The 17,153-nt window shown below is 62.2% G+C and carries 20 protein-coding genes and 1 pseudogene; 8 read left to right on the top strand and 13 right to left on the bottom strand.

Annotated elements, in window-relative coordinates:
• Positions 1-26: 26 nt before the first annotated feature.
• Together EJ079_RS27185 and EJ079_RS27180 are read right to left on the bottom strand one after the other, a co-directional pair.
• The gene (locus EJ079_RS27185; RefSeq protein WP_127810655.1) at positions 27-644 is read right to left on the bottom strand and encodes a glutathione S-transferase family protein; all 618 of its coding nucleotides are present in this window, start codon (positions 642-644) and stop codon (positions 27-29) included.
• A 12-nt stretch (positions 645-656) separates the two neighbouring features.
• Positions 657-1,868: an NADP-dependent isocitrate dehydrogenase gene (locus tag EJ079_RS27180; RefSeq protein ID WP_127810654.1), complete on the bottom strand. Its 1,212-nt coding sequence runs from the start codon at positions 1,866-1,868 to the stop codon at positions 657-659.
• A 214-nt stretch (positions 1,869-2,082) separates the two neighbouring features.
• Here EJ079_RS27180 and EJ079_RS27175 point away from each other — a divergent pair, with 214 nt between their 5' ends.
• The 3 genes and pseudogenes from EJ079_RS27175 (at position 2,083) to EJ079_RS27165 (ending at position 4,043) form a co-directional block, all read left to right on the top strand.
• On the top strand, positions 2,083-2,997 hold the full coding sequence (locus EJ079_RS27175; protein WP_127810653.1) for an RNA methyltransferase: 915 nt from the start codon (positions 2,083-2,085) through the stop codon (positions 2,995-2,997).
• On the top strand, positions 2,990-3,790 hold the full coding sequence (murI, locus tag EJ079_RS27170; protein ID WP_127810652.1) for a glutamate racemase: 801 nt from the start codon (positions 2,990-2,992) through the stop codon (positions 3,788-3,790). Before EJ079_RS27175 ends, murI begins: the two co-directional genes overlap by 8 nt.
• 64 nt (positions 3,791-3,854) lie before the next feature.
• Positions 3,855-4,043 (top strand): annotated as a pseudogene (locus tag EJ079_RS27165) (DUF3008 family protein).
• 84 nt (positions 4,044-4,127) lie between these two features.
• Here the strand turns inward: EJ079_RS27165 and EJ079_RS27160 are convergent.
• On the bottom strand, positions 4,128-4,337 hold the full coding sequence (locus tag EJ079_RS27160; RefSeq protein ID WP_127810651.1) for a hypothetical protein: 210 nt from the start codon (positions 4,335-4,337) through the stop codon (positions 4,128-4,130).
• A 375-nt stretch (positions 4,338-4,712) separates the two neighbouring features.
• On the opposite strand from EJ079_RS27160, the gene rpsD reads away from it, so the two are divergent.
• From rpsD to EJ079_RS34035, 4 genes are all read left to right on the top strand, one after another.
• Positions 4,713-5,330, top strand: a complete 618-nt coding sequence (rpsD, locus tag EJ079_RS27155) for a 30S ribosomal protein S4 (protein WP_023759539.1) — start codon at positions 4,713-4,715, stop codon at positions 5,328-5,330.
• A 107-nt stretch (positions 5,331-5,437) separates the two neighbouring features.
• Positions 5,438-6,322, top strand: a complete 885-nt coding sequence (gene ttcA, locus EJ079_RS27150) for a tRNA 2-thiocytidine(32) synthetase TtcA (RefSeq protein WP_127810650.1) — start codon at positions 5,438-5,440, stop codon at positions 6,320-6,322.
• On the top strand, positions 6,312-7,139 hold the full coding sequence (locus EJ079_RS27145; RefSeq protein WP_127810649.1) for an inositol monophosphatase family protein: 828 nt from the start codon (positions 6,312-6,314) through the stop codon (positions 7,137-7,139). Before ttcA ends, EJ079_RS27145 begins: the two co-directional genes overlap by 11 nt.
• A 235-nt stretch (positions 7,140-7,374) precedes the next feature.
• Complete coding sequence (locus tag EJ079_RS34035; protein ID WP_245469670.1) at positions 7,375-7,608, top strand: hypothetical protein; 234 nt, start codon at positions 7,375-7,377, stop codon at positions 7,606-7,608.
• Here EJ079_RS34035 and EJ079_RS27135 read toward each other — a convergent pair.
• The 6 genes from EJ079_RS27135 to EJ079_RS27110 form a co-directional block, all read right to left on the bottom strand.
• Positions 7,605-8,828, bottom strand: coding sequence for a multidrug effflux MFS transporter (locus EJ079_RS27135; RefSeq protein WP_164873997.1), 1,224 nt, complete (start codon positions 8,826-8,828; stop codon positions 7,605-7,607). The genes EJ079_RS34035 and EJ079_RS27135 overlap by 4 nt on opposite strands.
• A 208-nt stretch (positions 8,829-9,036) precedes the next feature.
• A complete protein-coding gene (gene grxD / locus EJ079_RS27130; RefSeq protein ID WP_006332883.1) occupies positions 9,037-9,372 on the bottom strand; it encodes a Grx4 family monothiol glutaredoxin in 336 nt (111 codons plus the stop codon).
• Positions 9,373-9,558: 186 nt separating this feature from the next.
• The gene (locus EJ079_RS27125) at positions 9,559-9,792 is read right to left on the bottom strand and encodes a BolA family transcriptional regulator (RefSeq protein ID WP_010909092.1); all 234 of its coding nucleotides are present in this window, start codon (positions 9,790-9,792) and stop codon (positions 9,559-9,561) included.
• Between the two features lie 133 nt (positions 9,793-9,925).
• Positions 9,926-10,447, bottom strand: a complete 522-nt coding sequence (locus EJ079_RS27120) for a hypothetical protein (RefSeq protein WP_127810646.1) — start codon at positions 10,445-10,447, stop codon at positions 9,926-9,928.
• A gap of 45 nt (positions 10,448-10,492) precedes the next feature.
• A complete protein-coding gene (gene purL / locus EJ079_RS27115) occupies positions 10,493-12,724 on the bottom strand; it encodes a phosphoribosylformylglycinamidine synthase subunit PurL (protein ID WP_127810645.1) in 2,232 nt (743 codons plus the stop codon).
• A gap of 119 nt (positions 12,725-12,843) precedes the next feature.
• The gene (locus EJ079_RS27110) at positions 12,844-14,253 is read right to left on the bottom strand and encodes a PLP-dependent aminotransferase family protein (RefSeq protein ID WP_127810644.1); all 1,410 of its coding nucleotides are present in this window, start codon (positions 14,251-14,253) and stop codon (positions 12,844-12,846) included.
• A gap of 93 nt (positions 14,254-14,346) precedes the next feature.
• On the opposite strand from EJ079_RS27110, the gene EJ079_RS27105 reads away from it, so the two are divergent.
• The gene (locus tag EJ079_RS27105) at positions 14,347-14,598 is read left to right on the top strand and encodes a DUF1127 domain-containing protein (protein ID WP_127398766.1); all 252 of its coding nucleotides are present in this window, start codon (positions 14,347-14,349) and stop codon (positions 14,596-14,598) included.
• A gap of 76 nt (positions 14,599-14,674) precedes the next feature.
• On the opposite strand, the gene EJ079_RS27100 is transcribed toward EJ079_RS27105, so the two are convergent.
• The 4 genes from EJ079_RS27100 to purQ form a co-directional block, all read right to left on the bottom strand.
• Complete coding sequence (locus EJ079_RS27100; RefSeq protein WP_127332056.1) at positions 14,675-15,316, bottom strand: Pr6Pr family membrane protein; 642 nt, start codon at positions 15,314-15,316, stop codon at positions 14,675-14,677.
• Between the two features lie 3 nt (positions 15,317-15,319).
• Positions 15,320-15,727 (bottom strand): hypothetical protein, encoded by a 408-nt coding sequence (locus tag EJ079_RS27095; protein WP_023810339.1) that lies wholly within the window; start codon positions 15,725-15,727, stop codon positions 15,320-15,322.
• Entirely contained in the window at positions 15,724-16,389 is a 666-nt protein-coding gene (locus EJ079_RS27090; RefSeq protein ID WP_127810643.1) for a glutathione S-transferase family protein, read from the bottom strand. The genes EJ079_RS27095 and EJ079_RS27090 overlap by 4 nt, the downstream gene beginning before the upstream one ends.
• 84 nt (positions 16,390-16,473) lie before the next feature.
• Positions 16,474-17,142 carry a phosphoribosylformylglycinamidine synthase subunit PurQ gene (gene purQ, locus EJ079_RS27085; protein WP_027036974.1) on the bottom strand — a complete coding sequence of 223 codons (669 nt, stop codon included), beginning with the start codon at positions 17,140-17,142 and terminating at the stop codon, positions 16,474-16,476.
• Positions 17,143-17,153 lie beyond the last annotated feature (11 nt).

The following is a 17,153-nucleotide window of genomic DNA, read 5'->3' as shown; positions in this document are numbered from 1 at the left end:
AGCAACAGTTGGCGGGACGTCCCTTATCAGCCGACTTTTTCAGTCTGCGCAAAGGTCGGCCGGGCGACGATGCGTGCATACCAATCCTGGATATCCGCAAAGCGCGCAAGCAAATCTTGCCCCTCGCTGACCTTGACGAAATAGGCAATGATCGGCGCCGCGTGCAGGTCGGCCAGTGTCAGTTGCTCGCCAAGCAGCCACGGACCTTGTGGCTTCAGCGATCTCAGCACCGTCTCAGCCTGAGCAAGGCCGCCGGCGATCAATTCCTCATCCGGCTCAGCCTTTTCCAGCCGCTCGACGGCAACATCCCAGACCATCGCGCGATAGCCATAGGCGTCGAGCATGCCTATGATTTGGCCCATCCTGGCGCGGCCGCGCGCGTCGGCAGGCTGCAGCGCCGGTCCGTCGAAGGCCTCGTCGATATAGCGAGCAATCGCATTGGTCTCGAAGAGGCGAAACCCGTCATAACAGAAGGCCGGGATGCGGCCGAACGGATGATGCTCGAAATACCAGGCGGGAACGCCCTCGGCGGCAAAGACATCGACCGGCACAAGCTCGTAGTCGATGCCTTTTTCCGCGAGTACGAGGCGGACGATGCGTACATAGACGCTGTACTCCGCCCCGTAGACGATGGGCTTGCCCATCTTGCTTACTTGTCAGGCCATCGCCTTCTGCAGGTTCTCGTCGATCTTGTCGAGGAAACCGGTGGTCGACAGCCAGGGCTGGTCGGGGCCGATCAGCAGCGACAGGTCCTTGGTCATGAAGCCTGACTCGACCGTCTGGATGCAGACCTTTTCCAGCGTTTCGGAAAAACGCTTCAGATCGGCATTGTCGTCGAGCTTGGCGCGGTGGGTGAGGCCACGCGTCCAGGCGAAGATCGAGGCGATCGAATTGGTCGAGGTTTCCTCTCCCTTCTGGTGCTGGCGATAATGGCGGGTGACGGTGCCATGCGCGGCTTCGGCTTCCACCGTCTTGCCGTCCGGCGTCATCAGCACCGATGTCATCAGGCCGAGCGAGCCGAAACCTTGCGCGACCGTGTCGGACTGCACGTCGCCATCATAGTTCTTGCAGGCCCAGACATAGCCGCCCGACCATTTCAGGGCGGAGGCCACCATGTCGTCGATCAGGCGGTGCTCGTACCACAGCTTCTTCGACTTGAACTCGGCCGCGAACTCGGCCTCGTAGACTTCCTGGAAGATGTCCTTGAAGCGACCGTCATAGGCCTTGAGGATGGTGTTCTTGGTCGACAGATAGACCGGATAGTTGCGCAGCAAGCCGTAGTTCAGCGAGGCGCGGGCGAACTCGCGGATCGACTCGTCGAGATTGTACATGGCCATGGCGACACCGGCGCCGGGCGCGTCGTACACATCGTGCTCGATCACCTGGCCGTCCTCGCCGACGAATTTGATGGTCAGCTTGCCCTTGCCGGGGAAGCGGAAATCGGTGGCGCGGTACTGGTCGCCGAAGGCATGGCGGCCGACGATGATCGGCTTGGTCCAGCCGGGCACCAGGCGCGGCACGTTCTTCATGATGATCGGCTCGCGGAAGATGGTGCCGCCGAGGATGTTGCGGATGGTGCCGTTCGGCGACTTCCACATCTTCTTCAGCTTGAACTCCTCGACGCGCTGTTCGTCGGGGGTGATCGTCGCGCATTTTACGCCGACGCCGTGTTTTTTGATGGCGTTGGCCGAATCGATGGTCACCTGGTCGTTGGTGGCGTCGCGGTGCTCGATGCCGAGGTCGTAATATTCAAGCTTGAGGTCGAGATAAGGGTGGATCAGCTTGTCCTTGATGAACTGCCAGATGATGCGGGTCATCTCGTCGCCGTCGAGTTCGACGACCGGGTTCGCCACCTTGATCTTCGCCATGGAAAGAATGCCTCGTTGCTGGATATGGGACGGCCTTGCCCGCGCGGCGTTGGGCCGGGAGATGTCGCCCGTATATCAAAGCGCTTTTGGCCACGCAAACGGCGATCGGTCACGAATTGGAGGCCAGAGCCGTCGTCATTTGCGAATGCTTCATTTTCCCGGCCGAATGTGGCAGGGACGCTGAAATGCCGCAAACAGCAGTTCATTGACAATCATGCCCGTCATCAAAGATCCCGATAGCATTGCAGTCGCCGGCCCGGCGATCATCCTCGTCGAGCCTCAGCTTGGCGAGAACATTGGCATGGTCGCGCGCGCCATGGCCAATTTCGGCCTGTCGGAGCTGCGCCTGGTCAACCCGCGTGATGGTTGGCCGAGCGAGAAGGCGCGTGCTACGGCCAGCCGCGCCGATCATGTCATCGACGCTGTCACCGTCTTCGACGATCTGGCCTCGGCGCTCGCCGACCTGAACTTTGTCTTCGCCACCACGGCCAGGCAGCGCGACGGCTTCAAATCCGTGCGCGGGCCGGTGGAGGCGGGCAGGCTGCTGCGGGCGCGCCACGTGATGGGCCAGCGCACCGGCATCCTGTTCGGACGCGAACGCTTCGGCCTCTACAATGACGAGGTCGGCCTTGCCGACGAGATCGTCACTTTCCCGGTCGATCCCGATTTCTCCTCGCTCAACATCGCCCAGGCAGCACTTCTGATGTCCTACGAATGGATGAAGTCCGGCCTGGAGGACGAGACCAGGACCAATTTTTCCGGCCCGGACATGAAACCGGCAAGCAAGGAAGAATTGCACGGCCTGTTCGCCTATCTCGAAGGCGCGCTGGAAGCGCGCGGCTATTTCCGGCCGGCGCCGAAGAAGCCGAAAATGATCGACAATCTGCGCGCGGTGCTGACACGCCCCGGTTTTGCCGAACCGGAGCTGAAGGTGCTGCGCGGCATTATTTCGTCGCTCGACAGGTTTTCTCCGGCGATGCCGCGCGGCGACGGGTCCCCTGGCGACGACCCGCGGCGCTTGCCCGCGGCCGCCGCGCGGGCCCGCAAGGCGGAAGCGGCGCGCCTTGCCGACACCGGCAAGGACGATGACATACCGCCGCTTGGCGGAAAAGGAACCGACAATGACTGAGCGGCCGATCCTGATGTTCGATTCGGGCATCGGCGGGCTTACCGTGCTGCGCGAGGCGCGCGTGCTGATGCCCGACCGCCGCTTCATCTATGTCGCCGACGACGCTGCGTTTCCCTACGGCGCTTGGGAAGAGCCGGCGCTGAGGGCGCATATACTCGAATTGTTCGGCAAACTGCTTGAGCGCTTTGCGCCGGCCATTTCCGTCATCGCCTGCAACACCGCCTCGACGTTGGTGATCGATGCGTTGCGCGATAGATTTCCCGCGCATCCTTTCGTCGGCATGGTGCCTGCGATCAAACCGGCGGCGGAACGTACGCGCTCAGGGCTGGTTTCGGTGCTGGCGACGCCTGGCACCGTCAAGCGCCAATACACGCGCGACCTGATCAGCAAATGGGCACAGAAATGCCATGTCCGCCTGGTCGGCAGCGACAGGCTGGCGGGACTGGCTGAGATCTACATGCGTGAGGGCTTCGTCGATGAGGAGGCCGTACGCACCGAGATCACGCCGTGCTTCGTCGAACATGATGCGTTGCGTACGGATATCGTCGTGCTCGCCTGCACACACTACCCCTTTCTGGCCAATCGCATGCGCAAGACGGCGCCCTGGCCGGTCGATTGGCTCGACCCCGCTGAAGCGATTGCGCGCCGGGCGCTGTCGCTTCTCGCCGACATCGATCCGAGCGGTCGTGGCGAGATGCTGCCTGAAGGCCCCGACCTTGCCGTCTTCACATCGAAAAGAGCCGATTTCCCGACCCGTCGCCTGATACAGGGCTTCGGGCTGGCTATGTCGTGATTGCGAAGCGGAACATCACGGCAGTCATTGCGTTTTTCTCCAGATTCCAACGGGAGAAAGAACCATGCCAGCCACCTCGAAAGCCCAGCAGAAAGCCGCCGGCGCGGCTCTGTCGGCCAAGCGCGGCGAGACCTAGAAGAGCGAACTCCAGGGCGCTTCCAAGGGAATGTACGAATCGATGAGCGAAAAGCAGCTCGAGGAATTCGCCGAGACGAAGCGCAAGGGCCTGCCGGAGAGGAAGTCGAAAGACTAAGGATTAAGCATCCGGAATCAAAGAGCCCGCGGCCAAAACCGCGGGCTTTGAATTGATGTCGGCCGCCTGAGACCGGATAGGAGCCTACCAGCGCCCGCTGCAGCGCTTGATCTTGTAGCGTATGACCTTCTTGTGGCCGTGCCGCCAGATAACGTTCTTCTTGATCACGATGCGGCAAGCCTGGTGATGTCGGTGTCCGTGCCAATGCCTGGCCTCCGCCGGCTCCGGTGTCAGGACCGCCATGGATCCCGCCAACACAGCGGCTCCTGTCAGGGTAAGGAAGAATTTCTTCATGCGAATGTAGCTCCTCTGCTCCGGTCCCTTCCTGATGCCGCTGGCGCAACCTCCCGCCACATCCGGCACTGTACTCAACCCAGAGACGCTATATCGTCGCCATGGCCTACGCCAGCCACAAGCTTGACACCGGTTAAATCTCCGTTTAATCAGCGCGCCAACACCGGGCCGCAATGCCCGGTGGTTTTCTTTATGTGCGCAAGATGCGTGGAAATCCAATTCTACTATCTTGTTTGAACTGACGTGTCCCGTGGGTTTTCCGCCGCGTTGCGTGGGAAAACCCTGTCAGGTCTCGAAAACGGAGGCCAGAGGAGGGCGCGTTTCCTTCACCCGGACCATGAGGTTCCGGGTGTATTGTTTTGAAAAGGGAATGCGATGAGCAAGCGCGAATCCGCGAAGTACAAGATCGACCGCCGTCTCGGCGAAAACATCTGGGGCCGCCCGAAGTCCCCGGTCAACAAGCGTGAATACGGTCCCGGCCAGCATGGCCAGCGCCGCAAGGGCAAGCTTTCCGATTTCGGCCTGCAGCTGCGCGCCAAGCAGAAGCTGAAGGGTCACTATGGCGACGTTTCGGAAAAGCAGTTCCGCAAGGTTTATGAAGAGGCTGACCGCCGCAAGGGCGACACCTCGGAGAACCTGATCGGCCTGCTCGAATCGCGTCTCGACGCGGTCGTCTACCGCGCCAAGTTCGTGCCGACTATTTTCGCCGCCCGTCAGTTCGTCAACCACGGCCATGTCAACGTCAACGGCAAGCGCGTCAACATCGGCTCGTATCGCTGCAAGCCGGGCGATGTCGTCGAAGTGCGCGAAAAGTCCAAGCAACTGGTCATCGTTCTGGAAGCGGTAGGTCTCGCCGAGCGCGACGTGCCGGACTACATCGAAGCCGATCACAACAAGATGGTCGCGACCTTCTCGCGCATCCCCGGCCTGGCGGACGTTCCGTTCGCCGTGCAGATGGAACCGAACCTGGTCGTCGAATTCTATTCGCGCTAAACGAGCGCATTCTGCGATACCAAGCAAAGGCCGCCCGTCGAGGCGGCCTTTTCTTTGTCGGTCATGTCCGCTAATCCGGCGCTCTGGGCCACTGAAAGCGACATGCCATGAACATGCTTCCAGACATCGAACCGATCGCCGACAGCGAAGGCGGCTTCCATCCGCTGTTCGCCGACGTGCCGTCCTCGGTCGAGTTCAACAAATTGCGCAAACGGCTGCTGCGGCTGACCCGACAGGCGATCGAGGATTTCTCGATGGTCAAGCCCGGCCAGCGCTGGCTCGTTGCCCTGTCGGGCGGCAAGGATTCCTACGGCCTGCTCGCGGTGCTGCTCGATCTCAAATGGCGCGGGCTCTTGCCGGTCGATCTTCTGGCCTGCAATCTCGACCAGGGCCAGCCGAATTTCCCTAAACATATCCTGCCGGACTATCTCGACAGTCACGGCATTGCGCACCGGATCGAGTATCAGGACACCTATTCCGTCGTCACCGACAAGCTGCCGGCGGGCAGCACCTATTGCTCGCTCTGCTCGCGCCTCAGGCGCGGCCATCTCTACCGCATTGCGCGCGAGGAGGGTTGCTCGGCACTGGTGCTCGGCCACCATCGTGAGGACATTCTCGAAACCTTCTTCATGAACCTCTTCCATGGCGGCCGTCTCGCCGCCATGCCGCCTAAACTGCTCAACGACGACGGCGACGTCATGGTGCTGCGGCCATTGAGCTACTGCGCCGAGGCCGATCTGGAAAGATTCGCCGCCGCCATGCATTTCCCGATCATTCCCTGCGATCTCTGCGGTAGCCAGGAAGGCCTTCAGCGCAACGCCATGAAGGCGATGCTCGAGGACCTGGAAAAGCGTATGCCCGGCCGCAAGGATACGATGCTGCGCGCGCTGTCGAACAGCAGGCCATCGCACCTGCTCGACAGGAAACTGTTCGACTTCGCTGCCCTCAACGACACCCTCACCACAAGGCAAGACCTTTCCGATGACATTTGACGATACCGCGATCGATTGGCTGGCCGGCATTCTGGCCGAGGCGGCGCTGACCGAGATCATGCCGCGCTTTCGCCGGCTGGGCGATGGCGATGTCAGGCAGAAGACCTCGGCCGCCGACCTTGTGACCGAAGCCGACGTCAATGCCGAGCGGCTGATCACCGCGCGGCTGCGCGAACGCTATCCCCAGGCGATGATCGTCGGCGAGGAGGCCTGTTCCGACAATCCGGCACTGCTCGATGGTCTGGGCGATGCCGATCTGGCCTTCGTCATCGATCCGGTCGACGGCACTTTCAACTTCGCCTCCGGCGTGCCGCTGTTCGGCGTCATGCTGGCGGTCGTGGTCCAGGGCGAGACGGTTGCCGGCATCATCCACGATCCCGTCGGCAAGGACTGGCTGATCGGCGCCAGGGGCGCCGGCAGCCATATCCGGCATGCGCATGGCAGCATCGAGAAGGTGCATGTAGCGGCACCCGCGCCGATCTCGGAGATGACCGGCTCGGTCTCCTGGCAATATATGCCCGAGCCGGAGCGGTCGCGGCTGGCGCGCAACCAGACAAAGATCCTGTCGCAATTCGCCTATCGCTGCGCCGCGCACGAATACCGCCTCTTGGCGAGCGGCCATGCCCATTTCGTCGTCTACAACAAGCTGATGCCGTGGGACCATCTGGCCGGCGTGCTGATCCATGCCGAGGCCGGCGGCCACGCGGCGCGCTTCGACGGCAGCACCTATCTGCCCTCGCATCTCGGCGGCGGCCTGCTTGTCGCGCCCGATCGCGAAAGCTGGCACGAATTGCGCCGCGAACTCTGGGCGCAATAGGAACGATTCCTGCGTTAGCCGAAGGAGCGGTGCAATTTCACGCAAATCCGGAGGCTCTCGAATGAAACCTCGGTTCGCATTTGTCGCCGCGGCTCTTGCCGCCGCTCTGTCTACCAGTTCCCAGGAAGCAAGATCGCAGGAACGCAGTTGTCGCAGTTCCGATCCCGTCGACACGATAAAGGAGATGTCGGACGCTATCTATGCCTGCTGGAAACCGCCACCCGGAACCGCGGGCATGTCCCTGACCCTGCGGTTCTCGCTTCGCCGCAACGGCACACTGATCGGCAAGCCTCGCGCCACGTATTCCGATCTGGGAACCGATGCCCAGCGCAGCCGGGCCTTCGTGGCATCCATTCTCAGGGCACTCGATGATGCTCTGCCATTGCCCTTTTCGGACAGCATGGGTGAAGCAATTGCGGGGCGTATGCTTGCCCCTCGGTTCACGGCAGCTCTTGAGGGTGCATCCTAGTGCAAGTCGGTGATGTGCCCTGAAACGGGCGCGTTCTGTGGCTGGAACATCTTGCCGCGCTCGGCGATGAAGATCATCAGCAGCGCCGCGACCGAGACGCTGCAGAAGCCGGCGGCCAGCGGCGTCACCGTGCCATTGAAGGCCTGGCCGATCAGCGTGCCGAGAATGCCGCCGAGAAACGTCTGCATGAAACCGAGGATCGACGACGCCGTGCCGGCCAGTTGCCCGAGCGGCTCCATGGCCAGCGCGTTGAAGTTCGCGCCCAGCGCACCGAACGGAAGCATGGCGCAGGCAAAGAAGGTGATGAACAGCCAGAGCGGCATCTTCATTTCCAGCGAAACGATCAGCCAGGCAAGGCTGATGACCAGGAACAGCAGCAGCGCGCTCTGCGACAGGCGGCGCATGCCGATGCGGCCGACAAGGCGCGAATTCAGAAAGTTGGAGAAGGCGAGCACGCCCGCGACGCCTGCGAAGATGACCGGGAACATCTCGCCGACATGGAAGATGTCGACATAGATCTGCTGCGCCGAAGCGATGAAGCCGAACATGGCGCCGAAGATGAAGGTGCTGGCGAAGGCATAGCAGATCGCAATGCGGTTGGTGAGCACGATGCGGAACCCACCGACAATCGAGTTCACGGTCAGCGGCCGGCGATGTTCGGGATGCAGCGTTTCAGGAAGGCGCAGCAGCGACCAAGCCGAGACGAGGAGCGCACCGACGGCCATGGTGACGAAGATCCAATGCCAGGTCGCAAACAGCATGATGAACTGGCCGATGCCGGGAGCAATGACCGGTATCGCCATGAACACCATGAAGATCAGCGACATCACCTCGGCCATGCGCCGGCCGTCGAACGTATCGCGCACGATCGATACGGCGATGACGCGGGTGGCGGCCGCACCAATGCCTTGCACGGCCCGGCACAGCAGAAGTGTCTCAAAGCTTGGCGCAATGGCGGCAGCCGCGGCCGCGGCGACATAGATCACCAGCCCGGCGACCAGTGGTGCGCGACGCCCGAAGCGATCCGAGATCGGCCCGAAGAACAACTGTCCGCCGCCGAAGCCCAGAATGTAGGCCGTTATGACGTACTGCCGGTGGTTTTCATTTTCGACACCGAGCGTGGCGCCGATCTGCTGCAGCGCGGGCAGCATGATGTCGATGGCCAGCGAGTTCAGCGCCATCAGCGCCGCGCACAGGGCGATGAACTCCCAGCGCGGAATGGGCAGTTTGCTTGCCGATTGCGGCGCTGGTTTTGGCTGGTCCACGGCAAGTCCGATCTTTCGAACGAAAATGCGCCGGCGGGCCGGCGCATTGGCTCGTCCTGGTCCTGGGTTCAGGACATGAAAATTGCCGAGGTGGGCTGCCCCGGGTGCCTGGTGCTCGATGCCCAAAATCAACGTCGATTTTCGGGCATGCACAAAACAGAAATCAGGCGGCGCCTTTGACGCTGACGCCCTTCTCGACGAGGAATGTCTGCAACTCACCGGCCTGGAACATCTCGCGGATGATATCGCAGCCGCCGACGAATTCGCCCTTGACGTAGAGCTGCGGGATCGTCGGCCAGTTGGAGTATTCCTTGATGCCCTGGCGCAGTTCGGCCGAGTCCAGGACGTTCACGCCTTTGTAGTCGGCGCCGATATAGTCGAGGATCTGGACGACCTGGCCGGAAAATCCGCATTGCGGGAAACCGGGCGTGCCCTTCATGAAAAGGACGACGTCGTTGCCCTTCACTTCATTGTCGATGTAGTCGTTGATGCCGCTCATGGAATATCCTTTCCCGCCTGTGGGAGTCAGGCTCGAAACATATCCCTTCAAATAAACCCAACGATTGCTCGAAACAAGACGTTAGCCGCGCCGCGGCTGAAATGGCGCAAAGGATGGGCCGTGTTGGGCCAAGCAGACCATCCCTCGACACCGATCGTGAGGTTGCGGTCTATATTCCGGCGCGAGTCAGTCGGGAACGCTGGTCTGCAAGGCGAGTGCGTGCAGCACGCCGCCCATATTCCCTTTCAGCGCGTCATAGACCATCTGGTGCTGCTGGACGCGGCTTTTCCCCCGAAAGCTCTCGGCCACCACCTCGGCCGCATAGTGGTCGCCGTCGCCGGCGAGATCGCGGATCGTGACCTTGGCGTCCGGAATGCCGTCCTTGATCAGTTTTTCGATGTCGTGGGCGTCCATTGCCATGGCAAAATCCTGTTTCGAGCGACCGGTGTCAGGCCATAAGATGAGAGTCGGGCGAGCCTAAAGCCTTTCCGGTCCGGATTGAAGCCGTTCTGACCCACCAACGACAAGACGGTCCGGTGGCTTCAGAGAAAGACTAGGCCGGTGGGCTTGCTTCATCCTCGGCAACGTCCTCGCGTGTCGAGAAAGCGCGGCCAAGGCTGAAGGCCAGCACATAGAGCGGCACGTTGAGCACGAGGCTGACAATGGGGAGATAGCTCGTCATTTGCCAAGCCGGTGAGAAGAACCCCTGGCCGTAGCCGTCGCAGATGAGCGACGAGCCGTACTCCCACAACGCGCCTAAGACCACCGTGCTGGCAAAAAGCTTAATGCAGGTGACGATATGCCTTGCCCGTGCCGGATCCGGCGCAAGGCGGCCCCAAAGCACCAGGCAGATGATCGGAATTGCATAGAGGAGGTTCTGCAGCGCCAGCATCGGGATGGCGCCGTTGGCCGCGGCAAGAAACCCCGCACGCGTTTCCAGCCGCATGCACACCTCGCTCGAGGTTGTCGACAGCAGGAAAAAGACGAACGGTCCCAGGAACCAGAAGAAGAACAGTGACGGCCAGAAGACGACTGCAAGCAGCGCCCGGGCAGCCAGTTTCCTGTGATTGATCATGAGTCTCCCGAAAAACCGTTCCCACTTTTCGGGATCATGCTCTCGTCAACTGGCCTGGTCCATAAAGCGCGGGAACCAGCCTTCGTGGGCTCCGCTCAATTCGCTGACCGGGATTGCCCTGGCGTCACCAAGCTTCAGCGCGCTGCCACCTGTGGAGCCGATCCACGGCGCGAAGATGCCAAGCTCGCCCTGCTGCTTGCGAATGGCGTCCCATTCGTCACCGTGCGGATCGATCGACAACGTCAGGAGATAACGGCCCTGGTCCTCGCCGAACCAGACCGGGATCGGGTCGGTGCCGACAAGCCCGGGAACGGTGGCGCCGATGCCGGACGCCATCGCCATTTCGGCAAGCGCAACGGCGACGCCGCCATCGGAAACGTCATGCGCCGCCGTGACGACACCGGATGCGATGAGCGCGCGCACATGGTCGCCGACGCGCTTTTCGTGATCGAGGTCTACCGGCGGCGGCGGGCCGTCCGTGCGGCCGTGGATGTCCCTGAAATAGACCGATTGGCCAAGATGCGTTCCCCAGGACGCCGGCGCGCCGACCAGCAGGATCATCTGGCCCTCGGCCGCAAAGCCGATCCGCACCATCTTCGACCAATCGGCGATCAGCCCGACGCCGCCGATGGTCGGGGTTGGCAGGATGCCCTGGCCGTTGGTCTCGTTGTAGAGCGAGACATTGCCGGAGACGATCGGGAATCCGAGCGCACGGCAGGCGTCGCCTATGCCTTTCACCGCGCCGACCAGCTGGCCCATGATCTCGGGCCGTTCCGGGTTGCCGAAATTGAGGTTGTCGGTGGCGGCCAGCGGCAGAGCGCCGGTGGCGGTCAAGTTGCGCCAGCATTCGGCCACCGCCTGCTTGCCGCCCTCATAAGGGTCGGCCTCGCAATAGCGCGGCGTCACGTCGGAGGAGAAGGCGAGCGCCTTGGTCGCATGGCCTTCGACCCGGACCACGCCGGCATCGCCGCCTGGAAGCTGCAGCGAATTGCCCTGGATCAACGTGTCATACTGTTCCCACACCCAGCGGCGCGAAGACAGGTCGGGCCCGCCGAGCAGCTTCAGCAGCGCGTCGGCAACGTCGGCTTGCGGAATGTCATTGGCGGCCAGCGGCGCCGGCTTTTTCGGCTCGACCCACGGCCGGTCATATTCCGGAGCCTTGTCGCCGAGATCCTTGATCGGCAGATCGGCGACCTGATCCCCCTGGTGCAGCACGCGGAAGCGCAGATCGTCGGTGGTCTTGCCGACGATGGCGAAGTCGAGCCCCCATTTGTGGAAGATCGCCTCGGCTTCCTTCTCCTTTTCGGGGCGCAGCACCATCAGCATGCGCTCCTGGCTTTCCGACAGCATCATCTCGTAGGCGCTCATGCGCTCTTCGCGCACCGGCACCTTGTCGAGATAGAGCTCGATGCCGAGGTCACCCTTGGCGCCCATTTCCACCGCCGAGCAGGTAAGGCCGGCGGCACCCATGTCCTGGATGGCGATGACTGCGCCCGAGGCCATCAGTTCGAGGCTGGCTTCCAGCAGGCACTTTTCGGTGAAGGGATCGCCGACCTGCACTGTCGGGCGCTTCTCATCGATCTTGTCGTCGAATTCGGCCGAGGCCATGGTGGCGCCGCCGACACCGTCGCGGCCGGTCTTGGCGCCGAGATAGACGACCGGCAGGCCGACACCCTTGGCTTCCGACAGGAAGATCGCATCGGTCTTGGCAAGGCCCGCCGCGAAGGCGTTGACCAGGATGTTGCCATTGTAGCGGGCGTCGAAATTGACCTCGCCACCGACTGTCGGCACGCCGAAGGCGTTGCCATAGCCGCCGACGCCGGAAACCACGCCTGAAACAAGGTGCCGGGTCTTGGGATGGTCAGGCGAGCCGAAGCGCAGCGCATTCATCGCCGCGATCGGCCGCGCGCCCATGGTGAAGACGTCGCGCAATATGCCGCCGACCCCGGTCGCCGCGCCCTGGTAGGGCTCGATATAGGACGGGTGGTTATGGCTCTCCATCTTGAAGACGACGCAGTCGCCATCGCCGATGTCGACCACGCCGGCATTCTCGCCCGGCCCCTGGATGACCTGAGGTCCGGTGGTCGGCAGCGTGCGCAACCATTTCTTCGAGGATTTGTAGGAGCAGTGCTCATTCCACATCGCCGAGAAGATGCCGAGTTCGGTGAAGCTCGGCTCGCGCCCGACAAGATCGAGGATGCGCTGATACTCGTCGGGCTTGAGCCCGTGTGAGGCAATGAGCTCGGGGGTGATCGGCACGGAATTGGAAATGGTCATGGGCGGCGATTTATATCCGGGACGTTGGGATTTTGAGTCCCGTCTTATCGCAAGCCTTGCGGCCGATACACCCATGGATTGACGAAAAACGACGGAAAACCGGACAAAGCCACGCAGTGTCAGGAGAAGCTGTCGTAGCCGGCGCGGCCTTCATCGAGAAGTCGCCGGATCGCCGCGACGCCTTCAGCGATATCCCCGCGCTGTCTCGGCTGCGAAACGCCAAAGCGGACGCCATGGAAAACCTGCTCGGAACGGCCGGCCTTGAATTCGTCCTCGTCGTCGATCAGCACGCCGTGCTCCAGGCAGGCGTTCTTGAAGGTGCCGGAAAGCCAGGGGTCGGGCAGGGTCAGCCAGACAAAGGGCACCCTGTCATGCGACTTGACCGCGAAGCCGGCCAAAGTCTCGCGCACGATGGCGATGCGGGCGCCGATTTCGGCGATGCTGCGCTTGCGTATCTCATCCGCCTGACCTGACAGCACCAGCCTTGTATTCACCTCCGCCAGCAGGAAGGGCATGCCGCCGGTCATCATCTTGTGGGCGACACGGATGCGGTGGCGGTAGGCGGGCGGGCAGGAAAGCCAGCCGCCGCGCACACCGGCTGCGACCGACTTCGACAGGCCGCCCGCGACAATGGTGCGTTCAGGCGCATACTCGGCCAGCAATGGTGTCGGATCGTCGGTCAGATTGCCATAGAGATCATCCTCGATGAGGAGGACGTTGTATTCGCGTGCGACATGGGCGATCGCCTCGCGGCGCGCCGCCGACAAGGTGGCCAGCGTCGGATTCTGCGCCGTCGGCATCAGGAAGATCATCTTGGGATGCTTTTGCGCGCAGACGCGCTCGAAATCCTGCGGATCGATGCCTTCCTCGTCCGATGCCACCAGCGCGGTGCGCCTGCCGATCAGGCCGGCGCTGCGGGAAATCTGCGAGTAGGTGAGGTGCTCGAAGGCAATATAGTCGCCAGGCATGGTGAGCGCCGCGATCGCCGCCATCACCGCCGCATGGGTGCCGAGCGTGGGAACGATGGTGTCGGCACTCGGACGAAACGAATTGCGCGCTAACCAGCGGGCGCCGGCTTCGTACCATCGGTCGGGGAAGTCCCGCGTGTAGCTCGAAATCTCATGCGGATGGTCCTGCGCCGTGCGCGACAGGACTCCGGCGACAATGTCGCCCTGGCCGATATCAGGTGCTGCGGTGCTGTCGAAACGCAGCTTGCCCTTAGGCGCATCGATATAGCGCGTGCCTTCGCCGCCGACGTCCGGAGCCGGAAAATCCGGCTTCGCGCGCTGGCCGAGCACATAGGTCCCACGCCCGACTTCGCCGCTCACCAGCCCACGCTCGCGCAGCAATTGATAGGCCCGGCCGACCGTGCCGACGGTGGTGCCGATGTCGTAGGCGAGGTCGCGCTGCGGCGGCAGCTTTGCGCCGGCATCGATCACGCCCCGATCGATGTCCGTCTCGATGGAATCCGCCAGGCGCTGATACAGCGGCCCGGAGCCGGTGGTGAGATCGGGAAGCCAAGTTGTCATGGTGACAATTTTCTATATTGCACCGATAGATGAGTCAATACATACCAGTCGCGTGCAAAAAAGGGTACAATCTAGAACGTTGGCAGAAAGAAAATGAATACAATCGCGACAATACGTCATTCGAGCGCTGCATTATCGGGCCAATCCACACGTCCATCGGCTCAGCGCGGTTTTGTCAGCCGTCTTGTGCGCGTGCTGAGGTCGATGGCAAGATGGATCGACAACCTGCTGGATCGCCGCCGCAGCCGGTTGGCGCTGCTGGAGATGACCGACGACCAGCTCAAGGATATCGGCGTCACGCGCTGCGACGCCCACCGCGAGGGCATCAGGCCGTTCTGGGACTGACTGTGACCCCAAAAGCGGGAACCGGGTTTTGGGAGATAATGGTCCTGGGAAATGCGGACAGGACGTCCGTACAGTTCTAACGGACGCTCGATGCCCTGGTGCGTGCAACGGCATGGTCCGCAAGGACGGCGACCACGCACAGCACGAGGAAAAGTCCGGTGATGGCTGCGGCCGAGATGAGGACGCTGGTCGCGCCGTTCTTGGCGATGTCCAGGAAAGGGTAGGGCACCTCGCCGGCAAACGGCGCCCGCATCAGCGCATAGACCAGATAAGCGATGGGATAGATCACCCACCAGGAAATGTCGCTCCAGCGCGTCCTGCCGTCAGCGCCCGATATCAACCACCACAGCACGAAGAGCACCGGCGTCACATAATGCAGCAGGACGTCGCAGAGCAGGAACAGCCCCTGCGGCTGCCAGAGTTGTGCCAGGACCGTTGCGTAGATGATGAAGACCAGCGCGATCGAAACCGCAACGCCGGTGCGCATCCGCGCGCCTGCAAAGGCCGGCAGCCAGGCATAGAAGGTGGGTGACAGCAGCGACGTGTACACCAGCACCGCGCCGATGTTTGTCAGGATGGTGAAGAAGCTGAAGACGAAAATGATTGAGCCAAGCAGGCTGCGGCCGGCTTCCATCGATGCCGGAATGCTGATGCAGAACTGCAGGATGAGCCCGGCCAGACCGATGACCAGACCCGCGATCTGCAGGAACCGGCCCATGGGCTAGGCCGTCGCGGCGCAGGCCGGATTGCCGGCCTGCCAACGGGCGATGTCCGAGCCGATGCGGGCGCCGAGCGGATCGTTCATCAGCGGTCCGAAGACGTCGACGCGGCTAGAATTGCCTTGCGCCTGCACGACCAGCAAAGGTTTGCCGCCATAGTGCTTGGCCGGCACCAGCAGGAAACGCGGCGTGCCGCTGAACGAATTCAGCTCATTGGCCATCTGGTACGGTTTGAAGGCTGGGTCCTTGCTGGCGATCCAGCATTTGTGGGCAGCGATCGCCACTTGTTCCATGGCCAGCAGCGCAGCACTTTTGCCTGAGGGAACAGGCGTGCTCTTTGGCGTCGACTGGCAGGATGCCAGCACAAAGCCCGCCGCGGCGACCAGCGCGATCGTCTTCGACTTGATCAAGCGGCACCCATCTCAAGCTCGGACAGAAAAATCTTCAAACCATCGGTCATCTCGCCCCACACCCGCGACAATGCCGGGTGTTGCGAGGCGATCTGCTGGTAGGCGTCGAATTTGGGATAGGCGTCGAGCAGGTCGTGGCGTCCCGTCATGGCGCGGAAATTGTTGAAGATGAACCGGGTCGGCGTCAGCCAGGCATCGGCGAAACTGATGTCGTCACCGAGTGCGAAGGGCCCTTGCGCCATGCGCGCCTCGATTGCCGCCAGTCCATGATGCAGGCGGGCGAACTGGGCGTCGATCTCGGCATTGTTGCGCTTCGGCACGGAATGAAGCTCGAAAAGCTTCATCATCGGGGTAAGCACGTCGAGATCGGTGATGCGGGCGAACATGCGCACCAGCGCGCGGTCCTTGGAATCGGGCGGCAGCAGGGCCGGTTCCGGAAACCGTTCCTCGAGATATTCGGCGATGACCACCGATTCGACGATCGTCTCGCCCGAGCCGGTGATCAGCACCGGAATCCGGTTCATCGGCGAGATGGCGCGAAACTCTTCCGGGATGGGAAAACCGGGCGGCGGCGCGATGATCTTGAGCGGTACGTCCTTGATGTAGGCCAGTGCCCGCACGATCGACGAGTAGGGCGACAACGGCCGCGAATAGAGTTTCATGACCGTCTCTCTCCCCAATGAACCAGACTTGCTCCAAAGAGACAGGAATGTCCGGCTGTTTTCAAGCTGTTCGCTTCGATATCGTCAGGCGGCGATGCCGAGGGCGCTCTCGAACAGTCCGCGGCCGTCGGTACCGCCATGGGCTGCTTCGATCAGGTTTTCCGGGTGCGGCATCAGCCCGAGCACATTGCCTTGGCTGTTGACGATGCCGGCAATGTCGTTGATCGAGCCGTTGGGGTTGGTGCCCTCGGCATAGCGGAACACCACCTGGCCTTCGCCTTCGATTCGGGCAAGCGTGTCGGCGTCGGCGAAATAATTGCCGTCATGATGCGCGACCGGCGAGCGGATGATCTGGCCCGGCTGATAGCGGCGCGTGAACATGGTGTTGGCATTGGTGATCTCGAGCTTCACCTGCCGGCAGACGAATTTCAGCGAGGTGTTGCGCATCAAGGCGCCCGGCAACAGGCCGGCCTCGACCAGGATCTGGAAACCATTGCAGACGCCGATGACCGTAACGCCCGCGGCCGCTTTTTCGGCCACCGCCCGCATGACCGGCATGCGCGCGGCGATCGCGCCGCAGCGCAGATAGTCGCCGAAGGAAAAGCCGCCCGGAATGGCGATCAGGTCGACATCGGGGATTTCGGTATCGGTCTGCCAGACGGTGACCGGGGGTGTTCCCGAAATCTTGGTCAACGCCGCGATCATGTCGCGGTCGCGGTTGAGGCCGGGCAGGAGGACGACGGCTGATTTCATTTTGGTTCGTA

This window comes from Mesorhizobium sp. M7A.F.Ce.TU.012.03.2.1 (genome assembly GCF_004006095.1).
Taxonomy (GTDB): domain Bacteria; phylum Pseudomonadota; class Alphaproteobacteria; order Rhizobiales; family Rhizobiaceae; genus Mesorhizobium.
This window is presented reverse-complemented; position numbering and strand designations above follow the sequence as displayed.

Excerpts from the sequence above, each read along its gene's own strand:
- EJ079_RS27145 (WP_127810649.1), top strand. The coding sequence starts at position 6,312 with ATGACATTTGACGATACCGCGATCGATTGGCTGGCCGGCATTCTGGCC.
- EJ079_RS27120 (WP_127810646.1), bottom strand. The coding sequence starts at position 10,447 with ATGATCAATCACAGGAAACTGGCTGCCCGGGCGCTGCTTGCAGTCGTC.
- EJ079_RS27160 (WP_127810651.1), bottom strand. The coding sequence starts at position 4,337 with ATGAAGAAATTCTTCCTTACCCTGACAGGAGCCGCTGTGTTGGCGGGA.
- murI (WP_127810652.1), top strand. The coding sequence starts at position 2,990 with ATGACTGAGCGGCCGATCCTGATGTTCGATTCGGGCATCGGCGGGCTT.
- EJ079_RS27185 (WP_127810655.1), bottom strand. The coding sequence starts at position 644 with ATGGGCAAGCCCATCGTCTACGGGGCGGAGTACAGCGTCTATGTACGC.
- grxD (WP_006332883.1), bottom strand. The coding sequence starts at position 9,372 with ATGAGCGGCATCAACGACTACATCGACAATGAAGTGAAGGGCAACGAC.
- purQ (WP_027036974.1), bottom strand. The coding sequence starts at position 17,142 with ATGAAATCAGCCGTCGTCCTCCTGCCCGGCCTCAACCGCGACCGCGAC.
- EJ079_RS27105 (WP_127398766.1), top strand. The coding sequence starts at position 14,347 with ATGAATACAATCGCGACAATACGTCATTCGAGCGCTGCATTATCGGGC.
- EJ079_RS34035 (WP_245469670.1), top strand. The coding sequence starts at position 7,375 with ATGTCCCTGACCCTGCGGTTCTCGCTTCGCCGCAACGGCACACTGATC.
- rpsD (WP_023759539.1), top strand. The coding sequence starts at position 4,713 with ATGAGCAAGCGCGAATCCGCGAAGTACAAGATCGACCGCCGTCTCGGC.
- EJ079_RS27175 (WP_127810653.1), top strand. The coding sequence starts at position 2,083 with ATGCCCGTCATCAAAGATCCCGATAGCATTGCAGTCGCCGGCCCGGCG.
- purL (WP_127810645.1), bottom strand. The coding sequence starts at position 12,724 with ATGACCATTTCCAATTCCGTGCCGATCACCCCCGAGCTCATTGCCTCA.
- ttcA (WP_127810650.1), top strand. The coding sequence starts at position 5,438 with ATGAACATGCTTCCAGACATCGAACCGATCGCCGACAGCGAAGGCGGC.
- EJ079_RS27090 (WP_127810643.1), bottom strand. The coding sequence starts at position 16,389 with ATGAAACTCTATTCGCGGCCGTTGTCGCCCTACTCGTCGATCGTGCGG.
- EJ079_RS27100 (WP_127332056.1), bottom strand. The coding sequence starts at position 15,316 with ATGGGCCGGTTCCTGCAGATCGCGGGTCTGGTCATCGGTCTGGCCGGG.
- EJ079_RS27110 (WP_127810644.1), bottom strand. The coding sequence starts at position 14,253 with ATGACAACTTGGCTTCCCGATCTCACCACCGGCTCCGGGCCGCTGTAT.
- EJ079_RS27180 (WP_127810654.1), bottom strand. The coding sequence starts at position 1,868 with ATGGCGAAGATCAAGGTGGCGAACCCGGTCGTCGAACTCGACGGCGAC.
- EJ079_RS27125 (WP_010909092.1), bottom strand. The coding sequence starts at position 9,792 with ATGGCAATGGACGCCCACGACATCGAAAAACTGATCAAGGACGGCATT.